At 34.3% G+C, this 15,192-nt stretch carries 15 protein-coding genes; 9 read left to right on the top strand and 6 right to left on the bottom strand.

All coding sequences use genetic code 11. From position 1 onward, the window contains the following. Nucleotides 1–5 precede the first annotated feature (5 nt). The 3 genes from KCG49_RS06750 to KCG49_RS06740 all read right to left on the bottom strand — a co-directional run bounded on the left by KCG49_RS06750 (nt 6) and on the right by KCG49_RS06740 (nt 1,751). Complete coding sequence (locus KCG49_RS06750) at nt 6–266, bottom strand: hypothetical protein (protein WP_218545422.1); 261 nt, start codon at nt 264–266, stop codon at nt 6–8. A 13-nt stretch (nt 267–279) separates the two neighbouring features. Further along, nucleotides 280–1,029: a phosphoglycerol geranylgeranyltransferase gene (locus tag KCG49_RS06745; protein ID WP_218545421.1), complete on the bottom strand. Its 750-nt coding sequence runs from the start codon at nt 1,027–1,029 to the stop codon at nt 280–282. Between the two features lie 95 nt (nt 1,030–1,124). Then, a complete protein-coding gene (locus KCG49_RS06740) occupies nt 1,125–1,751 on the bottom strand; it encodes a 4'-phosphopantetheinyl transferase family protein (RefSeq protein WP_218545420.1) in 627 nt (208 codons plus the stop codon). Between the two features lie 132 nt (nt 1,752–1,883). On the opposite strand from KCG49_RS06740, the gene ahcY reads away from it, so the two are divergent. Both ahcY and KCG49_RS06730 read left to right on the top strand, forming a co-directional pair. After that, the gene (gene ahcY / locus KCG49_RS06735) at nt 1,884–3,200 is read left to right on the top strand and encodes an adenosylhomocysteinase (RefSeq protein WP_218545419.1); all 1,317 of its coding nucleotides are present in this window, start codon (nt 1,884–1,886) and stop codon (nt 3,198–3,200) included. Nucleotides 3,201–3,373: 173 nt separating this feature from the next. Then, nucleotides 3,374–3,865 (top strand): very short patch repair endonuclease, encoded by a 492-nt coding sequence (locus KCG49_RS06730; RefSeq protein ID WP_218545418.1) that lies wholly within the window; start codon nt 3,374–3,376, stop codon nt 3,863–3,865. A gap of 14 nt (nt 3,866–3,879) precedes the next feature. Here KCG49_RS06730 and KCG49_RS06725 read toward each other — a convergent pair whose 3' ends face one another. Continuing rightward, on the bottom strand, nt 3,880–5,967 hold the full coding sequence (locus KCG49_RS06725) for a S46 family peptidase (RefSeq protein WP_218545417.1): 2,088 nt from the start codon (nt 5,965–5,967) through the stop codon (nt 3,880–3,882). A 190-nt stretch (nt 5,968–6,157) separates the two neighbouring features. On the opposite strand from KCG49_RS06725, the gene KCG49_RS06720 reads away from it, so the two are divergent. The 5 genes from KCG49_RS06720 (at nt 6,158) to KCG49_RS06700 (ending at nt 10,201) form a co-directional block, all read left to right on the top strand. Continuing rightward, nucleotides 6,158–6,697 carry a DinB family protein gene (locus tag KCG49_RS06720; RefSeq protein WP_218545416.1) on the top strand — a complete coding sequence of 180 codons (540 nt, stop codon included), beginning with the start codon at nt 6,158–6,160 and terminating at the stop codon, nt 6,695–6,697. Nucleotides 6,698–6,832: 135 nt separating this feature from the next. Further along, complete coding sequence (locus KCG49_RS06715; protein ID WP_218545415.1) at nt 6,833–7,975, top strand: methionine aminotransferase; 1,143 nt, start codon at nt 6,833–6,835, stop codon at nt 7,973–7,975. A gap of 173 nt (nt 7,976–8,148) precedes the next feature. Further along, nucleotides 8,149–8,676, top strand: a complete 528-nt coding sequence (locus tag KCG49_RS06710) for a BAR domain-containing protein (protein WP_218545414.1) — start codon at nt 8,149–8,151, stop codon at nt 8,674–8,676. Nucleotides 8,677–8,735: 59 nt separating this feature from the next. Further along, nucleotides 8,736–9,377: a hypothetical protein gene (locus KCG49_RS06705; RefSeq protein ID WP_218545413.1), complete on the top strand. Its 642-nt coding sequence runs from the start codon at nt 8,736–8,738 to the stop codon at nt 9,375–9,377. A 44-nt stretch (nt 9,378–9,421) separates the two neighbouring features. Further along, a complete protein-coding gene (locus KCG49_RS06700) occupies nt 9,422–10,201 on the top strand; it encodes an amidohydrolase (RefSeq protein ID WP_218545412.1) in 780 nt (259 codons plus the stop codon). On the opposite strand, the gene KCG49_RS06695 is transcribed toward KCG49_RS06700, so the two are convergent. Both KCG49_RS06695 and KCG49_RS06690 read right to left on the bottom strand, forming a co-directional pair. Further along, nucleotides 10,185–11,801, bottom strand: a complete 1,617-nt coding sequence (locus KCG49_RS06695) for an Ig-like domain-containing domain (protein WP_218545411.1) — start codon at nt 11,799–11,801, stop codon at nt 10,185–10,187. The genes KCG49_RS06700 and KCG49_RS06695 overlap by 17 nt on opposite strands. Before the next feature lie 55 nt (nt 11,802–11,856). Further along, entirely contained in the window at nt 11,857–12,477 is a 621-nt protein-coding gene (locus KCG49_RS06690; RefSeq protein ID WP_218545410.1) for a ComF family protein, read from the bottom strand. Between the two features lie 125 nt (nt 12,478–12,602). On the opposite strand from KCG49_RS06690, the gene KCG49_RS06685 reads away from it, so the two are divergent. Next, nucleotides 12,603–13,487, top strand: coding sequence for a DUF8428 domain-containing protein (locus KCG49_RS06685; RefSeq protein WP_218545409.1), 885 nt, complete (start codon nt 12,603–12,605; stop codon nt 13,485–13,487). A gap of 63 nt (nt 13,488–13,550) precedes the next feature. Beyond that, complete coding sequence (locus KCG49_RS06680; RefSeq protein ID WP_218545408.1) at nt 13,551–15,095, top strand: glycine--tRNA ligase; 1,545 nt, start codon at nt 13,551–13,553, stop codon at nt 15,093–15,095. Nucleotides 15,096–15,192: the final 97 nt, after the last annotated feature.

Here is a 15,192-nt window from a genome sequence, read left to right as displayed (position 1 = left end):
AGATATTAGAAGTTAGGTTCATAGTCGCTTCTATCTGTTTTTACAACTTTCATTTGTAACACTGAGATATCGACAGCTTCAAAAGAGCGTTTAATTTCTTGGGCTAAAAAAGGCATTAGCATATCGAAATCTCCATAGATTTGGGTACTCAATGGGTTTTCTAGTACTGTAAACTCTGAATCCCTTAATCTTTTAATAAAATTGATGACATGTGTTTCGTAATCATCTTGTAATGGTGATAATGTTAAGTCTACTGATATTTTCATCTGTTTAAATTTTTTAATCGTCTGTTTTTTTGGCAGATTGCTTTCGCAATTTGTCAAAAAACATTTCATCTTCTTCAAAAGCAGTGCCTATAACTACTAAATCTGCTCCAGCTTTATATGCCGATTCTAGTTCTAAAATTGATCTAATTCCTCCTCCTACAATCAGTGGAATTTTTAGTTCTTTTTTCACTTTGTGAATTATTTCTGGCTCTATTGGGTGCGTGGCACCACTTCCTGCTTCAAGATAAATTAGCTGCATGCCTAACAACTCGCCTGCTTTGGCTGTATCGATTATGGTTTGAACTTTGTTTCTTTTAATCGGTTGGGTTTGGCTAATACGCTCTACTGAAGTTTGTTTTCCGTTTTCGATAAGTGTATAACCGGTTGGCAAAACTTCTAGAGTTGTTTCATTTATTTTAGAAACAGCTTCTACATGTTTGCCTATTAAGTATTCTGGGTTTCTACCAGAAATTAGAGATAAAAACAAAATGCCATCAGCTTTATCGGTTATCTGAATCACATCGCCAGGAAACAACACCACTGGTAAATTGGTATGCTTCTTTATTTCAACAACGAAAGTTTCCGTAACTCCCTCATCAACTTCGCTACCACCAACAAAAATATGTGTCGCAATGGATGAATTTACTTTAAACATGAAACTTGAAATATTTTCAATCTCCATTTTATCAGGATCAATAAGAACTGCTAGACTTTTACTGTCAGCCTTGATTGATTCTAATATTTCATTAGTCGAATATTTCATAGTATTAATTAGCGTCTAGAGTAGTTAAATTCCAGAATAAAAAATCCGAATTCGAACTAGCTCCTACTTCTTAGTTGTCTTGTCTTCATTCCATTTTAAGGAACTACATAAGCGCAAGTAAACCCTTCAAACTCTAAAAAGGCGGTATTATATCTATATTTTTTGTTTTTATAATCAATCCATGCTACAGTTTCACCATCACCTATCATAAACGGAATCACCAAAAAATGTTCTTTGAAGAGCATTCCCGGTGTTGTAAACAACTTATATAAAGATTCTTTAATAGCCCAGATGACAATTAGCTTTCTTATGTAATCTTCGGCATTTTTATCCAAATAGTAAAACTCGTACTCAACAAACTTTTCAGCTATAACACCTATTTTGTCCCGTTGCATTTCAATATCTATACCTACTTCCTTATCACTAACAATAACACCAGAAAAGGTAAAGGAATGAGTTATTGAAATGTGTTTTCCATCCTTGAGATGAGGTTTACCATTAGCATCATAAAACAAATCTTGGTCAGTATAACCAAATGCCCTGAGTAAATGCCTAACACTTAAAAAGCCACGCTGATGGATCTCACTTTTCATTCCTAAAACACGTTCTAAACTCTGAGGTTTTAAATCGAGAGGTTCTAATAAATCCTTATAGGATTCTTCGACCTTCCATATTTTAACAGTAGTTTGTGAGTTTACGCTAATGGATTTGTACAGTGGCATTTAATATTCTGAATCCTATTGATTATCTTTGCATCGCCTAAGGCGAAGTTGGCTTTTTTTGATGTAGCGAATTTAGTTATTTAAGCCATAAACCCAAAGGCAAGAACAATTTTAAAAAAGATAAAAAAGAATATGAGTACTAAAACAATTGCTTACGTACCAAACAAGGTAAAAGATATGTCGCTTGCGGTATGGGGAAGAAAAGAGATTGAATTAGCTGAAGCAGAAATGCCAGGCTTAATGAGTCTGCGAGAAGAATACAAAAACGAACAACCTTTAAAAGGAGCACGTATTGCAGGATGTTTGCACATGACCATACAAACTGCTGTGTTAATTGAAACATTACAAGCTTTGGGTGCCGAGGTAACTTGGAGCTCATGTAATATTTTCTCTACTCAAGATCAGGCCGCTGCTGCTATTGCTGCTGCTGGAACTGCCGTATATGCATGGAAAGACATGACAGAAGAAGAGTTTGATTGGTGTATAGAGCAAACGCTTTTCTTTGGTGAAGATCGTAAACCATTAAACATGATTTTAGATGATGGTGGAGATTTAACAAATATGGTTTTAGACAAATACCCAGAATTAGCACCAGGAATAAAAGGTCTATCTGAAGAAACAACAACTGGAGTGCACAGATTATACGAACGTGTTAAGGATGGAACTTTACCAATGCCTGCGATTAATGTAAACGATTCTGTAACCAAATCTAAGTTCGATAATAAGTATGGTTGTAAAGAATCTGCGGTTGATGCCATTCGTAGAGCAACAGATATTATGTTAGCTGGTAAGCGTGTAACCGTTTGTGGTTATGGTGATGTTGGTAAAGGAACTGCTGCATCTTTTAAAGGTGCTGGTAGTATTGTTACCGTTACTGAAATTGACCCTATATGTGCATTACAAGCTGCCATGGATGGTTTTGAAGTAAAGCGATTAGAAACCGTAGTTGCCAATTCTGATATTGTTATTACTACAACAGGAAATAAAGACATTGTTAGAGCTGAGCATTTTAAAGCCATGAAAGACAAAACTATAGTTTGTAATATTGGTCATTTTGACAATGAAATACAAATGGCTTGGTTAAATGAGAATTATGGAGATACCAAAGATACCATTAAACCACAAGTAGATAAATATACCATTGACGGTAAAGACATTATTATTTTAGCCGAAGGTCGATTAGTAAACCTAGGTTGTGCAACAGGTCATCCAAGTTTCGTTATGAGCAACTCATTTACGAATCAAACTTTGGCTCAAATAGAACTATGGAACAATAGTGAGAACTACGAAAACGAAGTTTATATGTTGCCTAAGCATTTAGATGAAAAAGTTGCAAAACTACACTTAGAAAAAATTGGTGTTGAGCTTACTGAATTGGCAGATTATCAAGCAGAATATATTGGCGTAAAAGTTGAAGGTCCTTATAAGCCCGAGCATTATCGATATTAACGATAACTCCATTTTAAAATAACAATCAAAAAAATCCCAAGCCTGCATACTTGGGATTTTTTGATTGTTATTTATATACTAAGTGTAATTTTGAGAAAAAACAGACATTAATTAGTTTCCAACAAATTCTGTCAGAACTTAAAAAAATATATTTCTTATTATCTTTTGATACTATGACATACAAGGAAGAAAAAATAAAAGTCCCAAGATTTAACGAAGCATCTGGTTTCTACACCACCAAGCAACGCTCTAAAATTATGAGTAAAATCCGTGGTAAGAATACAAAACCTGAATTGCTGTTTCGAAAAGCACTATGGAGAAAAGGTGTTCGTTATCGTGTAGACAGCAAACAACTACCAGGAAAACCTGACGTTAGCATCAAGAAATACAAACTTGCTATTTTTATTGATGGTGAATTTTGGCATGGCTATAATTGGGACGAACGGAGATCTAAAATTAAGACTAACCGTAGGTTTTGGATTCCAAAGATTGAACGTAATATGCAACGCGACAGAGAAGTTAATCAACAATTAAAAGACATGGATTATACCGTATTTCGGTTTTGGACACACGAAATTAAAGACAATCTCAAAACTTGTATAAATGATGTAATGATGTATTTACATACAGCTGGACTCAGCCAGATATTAAACAACAAAACATAAAACGGACTGCATCTCTACTTCTTGGGATGCACCAATTTCATCTCATCAATTAAATGCTTGGCACCAGCGTACTTGTCGATTATAAAGAGTACGTAACGCAGATCGACCATTATATTTCGACAAATTTCTGGATCATAGTAAATATCGCTCATGGTGCCTTCCCAGACACGATCAAAATTTAAACCTATTAAGTTACCTTCACCATCAATCGCAGGACTTCCAGAATTTCCTCCTGTGGTATGGTTGGTCCCTAAAAAACAAACAGGCAATTTTCCTTTTTTATCAGCATACTTACCATAATCTTTAGCGTCGTACAAATCTCTCAGCTTCTCAGGTACATCGAACTCATAATCATCTGGCACATACTTTTCCATAACACCTTCTAAATAGGTCACTGGACTATAATATATGGCATCTCTTGGTGAATAACCATTTACTTTTCCGTAGGTAACCCTAAGTGTACTATTGGCATCTGGGAAATAACGCTCTTCTGGCAATACATCCATCAACGCTTTCATGTATTGTGTTTGCAGTGCATTGATTTGAGTATTTAGACGTTGGAACTCTGGTTCATGTTTTGTGTAAAATTCTAAAATTAGAGGTTTTGCATATCGATAAGCAGCATCCGCATTGAGCTTTTCGATAACGGTCTTAGGATCCCCATCCAATAATTTTAATGCATTATCTAAATTGGTAAATGCCGTTTTATCATAAATATTGTAATCCGGATTTGAATCATACAATGGCATTACAGACTTAAAAACACCTCTATCTACTTTTACATTATAATTTTTGTGAATACTTTTTAGTCTTTTAATTGTACTTTCTCTAGTTTTATTGAAAGCATCTTCACCATTTTGCGCAGACATTTCGAGTTGTGCAGCACGAAACGTCATTTGCATTAATTCGTTGGTCCTAAAGAAAACTTCCAAAAAACTATTTCGTTTTATATTTACAGTTTCAAATTCTTTATACAGTCTTTCAAACTCTGGTAAAATATTTCCAAACTGATTTTCTTTGCCCTGTGCTTTTAGAGCTTTGGTAAATTCAGCTTCAAACTCTCGCTTTATTGCGATTGCGTCACTTTTTTCAATACCTTGGTTTTCGCCAATCCATTTTTTCCAGGCATTGGCGATTCTTGCTTGTTTGGAGGCATATTGAATACGGATTTGATCGTCAGCTTTCATATTGGCATCAATCACTTTTAGAGCTGCTTCTCTTATAGCAATTTTAGATGGATTTACCTTTTGGGTAATTTGTTCTACAGCAACGGCTGGCAAATATTCATTGGTACGACCAGGAAAACCGAATACCATGGTAAAATCTCCCTCTTCAATACCGTCTAAAGATATAGGTAAAAAGTGCTTTGGCTTGTATGGCACATTGTCTTTGCTATACTTTGCTGGTTTGTTGTTCTTATCGGCATAAATTCTGAATATCGAAAAATCGCCCGTATGCCTTGGCCAAACCCAATTATCTGTATCGCTACCAAACTTACCGATACTGGTTGGAGGTGCACCAACCAAACGTACATCGTCAAAACGTTCTGTAACAAACAAAAAGTATTGGTTGCCTTTGTAAAACGGTCTGATTTTTAAGCCTTGCCAATCTTCTTTTTGCACATTTTTTTCAACTTCATTTCTGTTTTTATCAACTTGAGATTGCCTTTCGCGTGCACTCATATCGTCAGTGACACCCTTTAACATTGCCTCTGTGACATCTTCTATACGTACAATAAATTCCACAAAAAGTCCCTCGTTAGGGATTTCATCTTTTAAGGACATAGCCCAAAAACCATCTTTTAGATAATCATTCTCTAAAGACGAATGGGATTGTATTTGGCTGAAACCACAGTGATGATTGGTTAGCAAAAGTCCTTTTGGTGAAATGACTTCGCTCGTACATCCTCCATTAAAATGACCTATGGCATCTTTAAGACTAGAATTGTTAACATCATAAATATCTTTAGCAGTCAAATTACTTCCTAAGTTTTGCATTTCGTCCTCGTTCATTCCCTCTAAAAGTGAAGGAATCCACATGCCTCCTTGCTGGGCAGAAACTTGAAAAACAATAAAAAAGACGATAAATTTTAAGACTCTCATAATATTCATTTTAGTATGTAGGTAAAGATAAAAAAGAAACTTAAAATCTGTTTAATTGTCTAGTAGATTAAACCTTTTATTGCGAATTCGTTTTTTATAAAGTTTTATAACCTTACCAAAAAATAAAAATTCAATTTCAAAATTAAAGATTAAAAGTAAAGCCATATATTAATAGCTAAAATGACATACTATGAAAAGAAGAATCTCAATTTTAGTATTACTTTTAATATTACTATTTGTTTATTCTAAAATAAAAATGAATCAAGACAACCCAGAAGTTTTAGTCCCTTTACTCGCTAAAGTAGAAAACTATATTCCACATAGAGACGAGATAAATCCTGAAGTTTCGAAAGCAGATGTAGCATGGCAATTAGACCATATCTTAAAAACGATAAATAGAGTTACAGAAGTTTTAGAAAAATCTAATCCAGATGCTTTTAAAAGCTCTATAAGCGGAGCTAGGATTATGTCGTTAACAGCTGGCTATATTCCCAGAGGAAGAGCACAATCGCCAGATGTAGTTAAACCGCCCGAAGTTATAGTAGCCAAAGCCATTTATAGACAACTTGAAGAAGCAAAAGTCAATATTGCTAAGCTAAAGGAATTGGATGAAAATTCTAATTTCGAACATTTTGTCTTTGGCCAACTCAATAAAGCCCAGACCATTCGGTTTATGGAAGTACATACCAAACACCACTTAAAAATTGTGGATGATATTTTAAACAACTAGCGAGCAGAAATACTTAACCTTTCATTTAAAACCCAACTTTTAACTAAATCGTTATTTATTGTAATCCCAGCAAAATCATAATTTTCAGTATACAGCATCTATATCATTTTCTAATGATTTAGTATCTTACGTCCTATGCAACACCAGTCCAAACTTCCTAACATTGGCACCACAATTTTCACAATAATGAGTGCGCTTGCCAGCGAGCATAAAGCCATTAACTTATCCCAAGGATTTCCTAACTATCCAAGTTCTCTAAAGCTAAATGATTTGGTAGCGGATGCCATGAATAATGGCTACAATCAATATGCCCCTATGGCTGGCAATTTAGAATTGCGTTTGGCCATTTCTAATAAATACCAGTTGCTTTATAACTCAACCTATCATCCTGAGAAAGAAATTACTATTACTGCTGGTGCAACACAAGCCATATACACTATTGTTTCAGCTTTTGTAAGGCCTGACGATGAAGTCATTATTTTTAAACCTGCGTACGATTGTTACCAACCTGCTATTGAAGTTAATGGTGGAAAAACAATCGCAATTCAATTGTCTGCACCACATTATAAGATAGATTGGAATGAGGTGGCTTCAAAAATTTCAAATAAGACCAAAATGGTTATCATTAACTCGCCTCACAATCCCAGTGGAACGATTTGGTCTACAGCAGATATGTTAGCACTTCAAAAATTAACCAAAAACACTAATATTATTGTGCTTAGCGACGAAGTTTACGAGCATATTGTTTTTGATGGCGAGCAACATCAAAGCGCTTGTCTGTTTAGTGATTTAAAACAGCGAAGTTTTATAACAGCCTCTTTCGGTAAAACATTTCATAATACAGGCTGGAAGATTGGCTATTGCTGCGCACCAGAAGACTTAATGGTAGAATTTAGAAAAATACATCAGTTTAATGTTTTTTCCGTACACCATCCTTCACAAAAAGGAATCGCTGATTATATGCAAGATTCTGAGACGTATTTAGGGTTGAGTCAATTTTTTCAACAAAAACGTAATTTGTTTTTAAACCTAATTTCAGAATCTCGGTTTAAGTTCACACCTTCTCAAGGTACGTATTTTCAGGTTTTGGATTATTCAGATATTACAGATGAGCATGACGTGGATTTTGCAAAGCGTTTAACAAGGGAATTTAAGATCGCCTCCATTCCATTATCTGTTTTTAATGAAAAAGATAAAGACGATAGGGTATTACGATTCTGTTTTGCCAAAACTGACGAGACTTTAGTGAAAGCAGCAGAAATCCTCAATATTATCTAAAGTGTTAAACCTTTTTTAAATTATTCGATTATTAGACCTTTTTTCTTTTTATTAAAGTAATACATTAAAACACTTGTTATGAAAGTACATAATTAGCATTCGGCAGACAATGTGTCCACACCAGCCCATATAATTAAGTCACTAAAAACAGATGATTACAAAAATTTAAATAAATGAAATTTATAAAACAAGTACTATTGTCCCTTTTTCTTATCCAATTAATAGCTTGCAGCAGTAGTCAGCGAGTTATTACTAAAGATGGGGAAGTTTATAATTTTGATGGCAAAACCATAAAACAAAATGGTATAAATGTCACAGATGATATAAAAGATTCGCAAAGAGAAAGTATTGAGAATTTAATCGATAGAAAAGAAAAGCTTGAAAAAGCAGAAGAAGACAAACAAAAATCTCTCGAAAAAGCTATTAAAGAACAAGAGCAAATAGAGAAAAATGCCATAAACAGGCAACGCGAACTTAAAGACCAACTTGATGCGCTTCAAACAAAAATAAAAGTACGCCAGGATGCTAGAGACGATTATGCTAAAATAAAATTACGCTACAGTGAAGAGAAGAAAACTTTTAAAACCTTAAAAGAAAAAGGAGAGCTTTCTAAAATAGAGCAAAAAGAATGGGAAGCTAAACTGAAAAAATTAGAGGTCGAAGTAGAGAAGGCTAAGGTTGAGCTCGATAAATATCAATAAATTTTGTTACTTTTTACATATTTCTGTGTCTTAAAATCAAAACGTAAAATATAAACACGATGAAATATTACATTATACTTTTATTCTTAGCCTTTTCGCTAACATCTTTTGCTCAAAAAGTTGAAAAGAAAGGAAAGACCTATGAGGTTAAAAACGAAAAAATCTTTTTAAATGGTGAAGATATCACCGAAATCCTCACGATTGAAGAACGTACAACCATTTTAAAGGAAGCTGCTATAATTACCGAAAAAAGTAAAGTGAAGATTGAAAATACTGTCGTGCAAAAAGAAGAAGAGCTAAAAAAAGTAAAAGAGAGAGCAGAATTAGAGAAAGCAAAAGCTAAGGAAGAAGCTGAAATGGCTAAAATGCAGAAAGAAAAAGCCCAAGAAGAAGCTGAAAAAGCTGCTAAAACTAAAAAGCGTCAAGAAAAAGAAGCAAAAAAATTAGAAAAGGAACGCAAGAAAGCTGAAAAAGCTGCTAAAAAAGCAGAAAAAGAAAGAAAAAGAGCTGAAAAAGCTTTAAAAAAGCAAGAGAAACTAAAGAGTAAATACAAAAAAGCCCAAGAAAAGCTTTCTAAGACTCAGAAGAAATACCAAAAGCTTAAAAAGAAAGGAAAGTTATCGCCGGTAGATGAAGAAAAGTGGCTAGAAAAAATAGAGAAACTTTCTGAAAATGTTGAAAAAGCAAAAGAAAGATTATAATAAATTAATATAGCAATAATCTTTCAAATTCGTATTTTTAAATTATGAAAAACGAATTGAGAGTAGCTGTAATTCAAACCGATTTAGTTTGGGAAAATCCTGAAGCCAATCGAAATAATATAGAACATAAGATCAGCATCCTGAAAGATGCTGATCTTATTATTTTACCAGAAATGTTCACCTCTGGTTTTACCATGAATGCAAGTGCAATAGCCGAAACCATGAATGGTGAAAGTATTAGTTGGTTAAAGAAAATGGCTAAAGAAAAAGATATAGCTTTAGTTGGAAGTTTGGTCATATCAGAAAACGGCAATTATTACAACCGTCTTGTTTTTGTTGAGCCATCGGGGAAAATAACCCAGTATGACAAAAGGCATACATTTACTTTAGCTGGTGAGCACAAGGTCTATACAGCTGGTACTGAAAAAGTGATTCTCAATTATAAAGACTGGACCATCTGCCCTTTAATTTGTTATGATTTACGCTTCCCTGTTTGGGCTCGGAATACTGAGGATTATGATTTGTTACTTTATGTAGCTAACTGGCCTAAAATAAGAGTAGACGCATGGGATGCGCTCTTAAAAGCACGTGCTATTGAAAATATGAGTTACTGTATTGGTGTTAACCGTATTGGATTGGATGGCAATAATTACGAATACTCTGGACATTCTGCAGTATATAATGTGTTAGGCCATCGTATAGATACAATTCCTGAAAACAAAGAAAGCATCGAGATTATTACCCTAGAAAAAGCACAAATTAACAAATACAGAGAAAAATTAGGCTTTTTAAAGGATAGGGATGATTTTATTCTAAAAGGGTGAAATCTATAACAAAATCGAAACTAGCCCTAACCTCATCAACTTTATCTTTTGGCGCATAACTTACACGTTCTGGTTGTATGCCTAGCAAATAGTTTCCTGTGTCGTATTTACCATTGCCATTGCTGTCAAAAATAACGCGTAGGTTATAGCGTCTTGGCTCTAAATCTGTAAAATCTACAACCGGAGTATCTTTTGCGTAACGCTCGTAAAGTACTTCTCCCTTATCATTAACCAACTGAACTACAAGAGGTAATGTGGCGTTTCTTAGATTAACTCTGATATTACCATATTCAGATTTCATCTTGGTGAGGGCCACAAAACTTAAGGTATCTTTATTTGTACCGCCATAAAAATCCCAAAAGGTTTCGGGCAGCATCTGTATATTATATTTTTGCCCCTCAACCTTATTAATTGGTAGTTTATATCTATTGTAAATAGAGTCATATTCTACCTCAAAATCGATGGCAGCAGAATCCTTATCAATAATATTGATTTTTGATTTATCAATCTTAATAAGCGGAATATTGCCTTCAATGGTAAAATCTTTGTCAAAATCTAAGCTTCTAGAAGACACAGCACTCATAACTAGGGAATCTTCTTCCAATTTTCTAAAACGATGTTTAAAGGTATCTACGTACTTTCCATTGGACACCAAGAAAAACGTAGTATCAATTTCAAACTTAGGTTTGTACCAATAATATAGTGTGTCAGTTTCAGGATCTTTAACAATTCTTGTTTGGTAATCTTCTGGCGTATCACCTAGAACTTTTATTCGCATGGATTCGTAATCGCCTTCATAAGGAAAAATAATCTTGCTTGCTCCATCTTGTTTTGGCTTAATCGCTTTAAAATTGACTTCTTCATTAAACAGCGTTAATGGGTAAACTGAGTCTGTAGGCACTGTAATAAAGCCTTTTTTAAATCCAATTTTATCGTCTTTCTGATTAAACTTATAATTTCCATTTTTATCCTTTAAGGCTACTAATTTATAAGTTCCGGCTTTTATGTTATCGATACTAAACGTCGTTACACTATCTAAGGTATTGGTAATATATCTAGGCTTTTCTTTGTAAACTATAGAATCGGTATAAGTAGAATCTACTTCGTACAACATTACAGACACAAAAGTATCAGGTTCATCCAATAAAGCATCTTCCACATAGCCTTGTACAGAAAGTGAATCAATAGTATCCCCAGTAGAAAACACATAACGATAGTATGGATATGGATTACCTTCATTGTTATCTACAATACTTTCGCCAAAGTTAAAGGCATAAGTTGTATTGGGCTGTAGTGTGTCTTTTATTTTTATAGAAATATAATCACTTGCTCCTCCCAATGGCACAATAACAGGCTCGTTATCCATTGGCGGTGAGATGATGAGTTGTTTTCTTAAGTCTTTAATTTTTACGTATTCGTTAAAATAGATTCGGATTTCTTCTGCACTAAAATTAGTTGAGAAATTTTCTGGTATCTCACGGATTATTTCTGGGGGCTCACTGTCTACTTCACCACCAGAAGGAGAACCACGATTGGCACAGCTTACCATAACGATAGCAAAAAGAACAATACTTAAAATTCGTATAAAATATGAACGCATTTGCTCAAAATAATTTAGCACAAAGAAACAATTTTAAATGTTAGAAACGAAAAAATCAATCGGCAATTGCCATAGTGGCAAGACTTAACTTAATATTATCAATTTTTAACAATTCTGCAGCACAAGCTTCAACTGTCGCACCAGTTGTAATGATGTCGTCTACCAACAAAATATGCTTACCATACAGGGATTCATTTTCTGAAATAGCAAATACAGCTCTATCATCATTCCATCGCGATAACCTCCCTTCAAAAACTTTGGTCTTTGTCGCTTTTGTTTTAATTAAAACAGTATCGTTATAATCTGCATTAAGTGCCTTTGCAATCTGTTTTCCGAATTCAGCAACTTGATTGTATCCACGTTTCCGCAACTTGGTTTTGTACAAAGGTACTGGCACAATGACATCTATAGCTTTATAAGCCTTGACAGTGCTTAATTCCGTTCCTAACCATTTACCCAAAAAACCACTGATTTGTTGATGACCTCTGTACTTTAGATGGTGAAGTAATTGCTGAACAATCCCTTTTTTAGAAAAGTGCAAAAGTGCCGTTGCGTTTTCTAATTTAACACGTCCGTAGACTATTTTTTTGACGGTTTCAGGATTATCAAAATGAAAATTTGTAACTGGCAATTGATGCCTACATTGTAGGCAAATTATTAATTCATTGTCTGTCATAATGTTATTACAAGCTTCACAGACTTTAGGAAAGAATAAGTTCAACAAATTTTTTACCACTTAATCGATTAAAATAAAATTGATGTCCAATATACTCTAATTTCGTCTCAACTAAGAAATTAATAATGATAGTTAACCCTCAATTATTTAACTACAGATTAATTATAGGTTCATTATTGGTCGTTTTAACTGTTTTAGGAAAATATAGTTTTACAAATTATAAATCCATTAAATCCTACGAAGAATTTCTAAAACAAGAAAAGTTTTTGATAGAAAAAGAGCTATCGGAGATGTTATTGAGTTATGACGTTTTAAGCCAAGATTATGATCTTATGGCTTCTCAACTCCAAGAGGCAAAATCAGAAACTAAAATTACTTTAGATTCTTTAAGATTATTAAAAAGTGACTTATCAATAATCAATAGGTTTAAAAATCAGCTTTCAGTCTTAAAAACTAAAAGCAAGGTGCTTCTTGGCACCATAGACTCTCTTAATTCTGCCAATATAAAATTGCAGAGAGAAAAACGTTATGCGCTTAATACCATTGAAAAGAAAACACTGACGATTAATGAGCTAGAAGAAGCCAATGATTCTTTAAACAAGACTATTGATGAAGCTTCGCTTATAAAAGCCAATAGTGTTGAAGCTCAGGCCTACAAATTAAAATCTGGTAAGAAACGATTAACCGCAAGAGCCAGACGCGCTAATGCTATAGATGTTTGTATAAGATTATCAGAAAACCCTCTAACCACCAAAGGAAATAAGGATATTTATATACAAATTGTGAGTCCCCAAGGTAACGTCGTTTCTGACAAAGGTGAAGTTGTTTTTGGGCGTACGTCTTTAATCTACAGTAAAAAAGAAGTTTTTTATTTTGACAATAAAAACTTGGAAATCTGCACCGCAATTGTGGCAGACCAAGACGACCAACCTTTCTCTAAAGGCTACTATTTTATCAATGTTTTTCATAAAGACAGAAAGCTAGGCGGCACGAGTATTCAATTAAAATAACTAAAAACACATAATTTTTGTAAAACCGCTCTGTTAATTTGAGTGGTTTTTTATTTTTGCAACATGGCAAACGATGATAAATTCAAAAAAGTAATCTCTCACGCAAAAGAGTATGGTTACGTATTTCAGAGCAGCGAAATCTATGACGGTTTAAGTGCTGTATACGATTATGCACAAAATGGTGCAGAATTAAAGAAAAACATTAGAGACTATTGGTGGAAAGCAATGGTACAAATGCACGATAACATTGTAGGCATCGATGCAGCCATATTTATGCACCCAACCACTTGGAAAGCCTCTGGGCACGTCGATGCATTTAACGATCCTTTGATTGACAATAAAGATTCTAAAAAGCGTTACAGAGCTGATGTTTTGGTAGAAGATCATAGAGAGAAAATCCTACAGAAAATAAACAAGGATATCGCTAAAGCAAAAAAACGTTTTGGTGATGCTTTTAATGAAAACGAGTTTAGATCTACAAATGGCAACGTGCTTCGTCGCCAAAAGCAAATCGACGAGATTACTACAGAGCTAACAAGAGTGCAAGAAGACAATGATCTCGAAGGTTTTAGACAGCTTATTATAGATCTAGGTATTGTTTGCCCAGTTTCTGGAAGTAAAAACTGGACAGACGTTAAGCAGTTTAACCTAATGTTTGGCACACAATTGGGTGCATCGGCAGATAACTCAACTACCGTGTATCTAAGGCCAGAAACGGCTCAAGGTATTTTTGTAAACTTCTTAAACGTGCAAAAAACGGGTCGTATGAAAATTCCATTTGGTATCGCACAAACGGGCAAAGCCTTTAGAAATGAAATTGTTGCTAGACAATTTATTTTTAGAATGCGCGAGTTTGAACAAATGGAAATGCAATTCTTCATTAAACCTGGGACTCAAAAAGAATGGTTTGCGTATTGGAAGGACACACGTTTAAAATGGCATAAATCTTTAGGTTTGGGCGAAGAAAATTACCGCTTCCACGACCATGAAAAATTAGCACACTATGCAGATGCTGCTACAGATATAGAGTTTAACTTCCCATTTGGATTTAAAGAATTAGAAGGGATTCACTCACGTACAGACTTCGATTTAAAACAACACGAAGAATTTTCTGGAAAAAAACTACAGTATTTTGACCATGAGGATAACGAAAGTTATACTCCTTACGTTTTAGAAACCTCAATCGGTTTAGACCGTATGTTTTTAGCCGTATTTTCTAACGCACTCGTTGAAGAAACCTTAGAGGATAATTCAACAAGAACCGTTTTAAAGCTTCCTGCAGTATTGGCTCCAACAAAAGCTGCTATTTTACCTTTGGTAAGAAAGGACGAAGCCTTAACAACAATGGCAAAAGATATTGTTAATGATTTAAAGTGGGAGTTTAATGTTGCTTATGACGAAAAAGATGCTGTGGGTAGACGTTACAGACGACAAGATGCCAACGGAACACCATTTTGTATTACTGTAGATGGCGAAAGTATTGAAAACCGTACGGTAACCATCCGTCATAGAGATACGATGGAACAAAAGCGCGTTAAAATTGAAGAACTACGTGACATCATAAAAAAAGAAGTTGATATTAAAGAGTGGTTGATGCGAGCGGAATGATGCATTACTGCATCAACACATCTTCTCAATTACTCAAATAATACAAAGTAAAAGACTTCTAATACAGTAAAACTGTGTAAAAGATGTAAAAATCTGT

It is taken from the genome of Winogradskyella luteola (assembly GCF_019203985.1).
Lineage (GTDB): Bacteria > Bacteroidota > Bacteroidia > Flavobacteriales > Flavobacteriaceae > Winogradskyella > Winogradskyella luteola.
This window is presented reverse-complemented; position numbering and strand designations above follow the sequence as displayed.